The sequence below is a fragment of the Mediterraneibacter agrestimuris genome, assembly GCF_943193195.1.
GTDB lineage: Bacteria > Bacillota > Clostridia > Lachnospirales > Lachnospiraceae > Schaedlerella > Schaedlerella agrestimuris.
Map to the genome: position 1 here is coordinate 1 of NZ_CALPDG010000108.1, position 1,681 is coordinate 1,681.

The following is a 1,681-nucleotide window of genomic DNA, read 5'->3' on the forward strand; positions in this document are numbered from 1 at the left end:
AACCACTCATCTGTCCAGTTCCTCACGGATATTCCCGGAATGAATGGATGGTACATGTGGTAGCAGTTTGCCCCAAGCAGACCTGTGACACTGCCGAGTCCGCAAACCGTTGTAAGCTCTTCTTTACTATACACTCTCCCCTGCCACACCGCATGGGTCGGTCTGGCACCTTCGTGCCACTCCACTTCAAAATGATCCGTTCCAAGTTTCTCAGCATTTATCTCAGATATTTTCCCGGATAACTGGGTGATTCCGGTCATGACAGCCCTGCGTGCCGCCACATCGATCCGGTTTGCTCTCCCGGACGCATAATCAATCTGCCGCAAACCGCTGTTGGTTAACTGTGTCACAACCCTTCTTATGACTGAGTTGTAGTCGAACGCGCCGGAAATAATATCCATACACGCAGCGTCCAAATATTTCTGATAAACCTCTGCCAGTGGTGTAAGTACTTTTTCACCGGATCCATAACTAAGATAAAAACCCAGGGACTTTGTAATATTCTGCAATTCATCATTACTCTGCTGGATTAACCCAGAAACAATATTCTGCAGCTCCTCATTCTCTTCATAGGGGATAAACCCAGCATTGATCTGCTCGTATATATCCTTGTTACGGACATATTCCCAATCAATCACTTTGTCATATAATTCAAACATTTCCGGATAGGATTTATCTAGTGTTTCTTTCAGCATCTTCTCAATATCTTCCGAAGAATACCCGAGAATCCGCAGCCTGGTTATCTGCCAGTCCGCTGTACTGGTTATCTCCCCAGTCTTTTGTATCCTCCGGACTATATCTTCCATGATCCGCATTTCCAGATTAGAGAAGTGTTTCTCTATCTGACCGGATAACTGTTTTTTGTAATCTTCCCTCACTCAGATCACCTATTCCATAATTCCGTTCTGTTCCGGAACATTTGCTTTTGCTGTTTCTTCGTCCTCGCCATACCATTTCATACGGTATTCCCAATGATGCATAAAGCCTGCTGCCACATCCGCCATATCCTGCTTTCTTTCAGATTCTTCATCAGTCAAAATGGAATCATTGAACTTGCATGAAAATTCATAACCGGAATTGAGGAGACTGTTGTAAAACGCAAGCCCGGCAGCAAATCCCTCCAGACAATCGTGCAGATTGTTCTGTATCGCCGTGACACGGTTGTATTTTCGGTTTTTGGATACCTTTATCTCTGTTGCTGTTTTTGCCACTTCCTGCACATCTGACAGATCCCCGTAAGCAAGCCCTACCAAAAACTCTATCTCACGCTTGTACTCTTCTAATCCCCGTTTGAACGCTTCATCCCTCATTTCCGGTGAATATTCCTTAAGGAGCTCCTGGTCTTTTCCAGCCTCCAGGTCCAGGCCTCTGTACAGCCGTTTATTCAGCCTTGCCATTCCGAACCGCCCGGTTGCCTTATTCTGCTTTAACGCACGGTTATTAACATGAACGGCACGCTCTCCGGATTCGTATTCCCAATCAAGCCTTGCCCCCTGGATATCCGCCTTTCTGATTAGGTTTACCGCCGAATCATATACAGATACTCCACAGGCTGACCCATCTACCTTGTTCTTAATCGGATTCCGGTAATACCCAAAATCCATCCGGTTCATTCCGGGGTAAGTAACCGGACCGGGATCGATGCCCTCCCATTCCTCTACCGCTTCCAGACTGCATGGAA

At 46.3% G+C, this 1,681-nt stretch carries 1 protein-coding gene and 1 pseudogene; both read right to left on the minus strand.

The genetic code is table 11. The features are described 5' to 3' along the window. A partial coding sequence (locus tag NFS18_RS19250; RefSeq protein ID WP_251393187.1) for a phage minor capsid protein occupies positions 1-878 on the minus strand: 878 nt, incomplete at its 3' end. 9 nt (positions 879-887) lie between these two features. Beyond that, positions 888-1,681, minus strand: a pseudogene (locus NFS18_RS19255) (phage capsid protein); the annotation flags it as partial.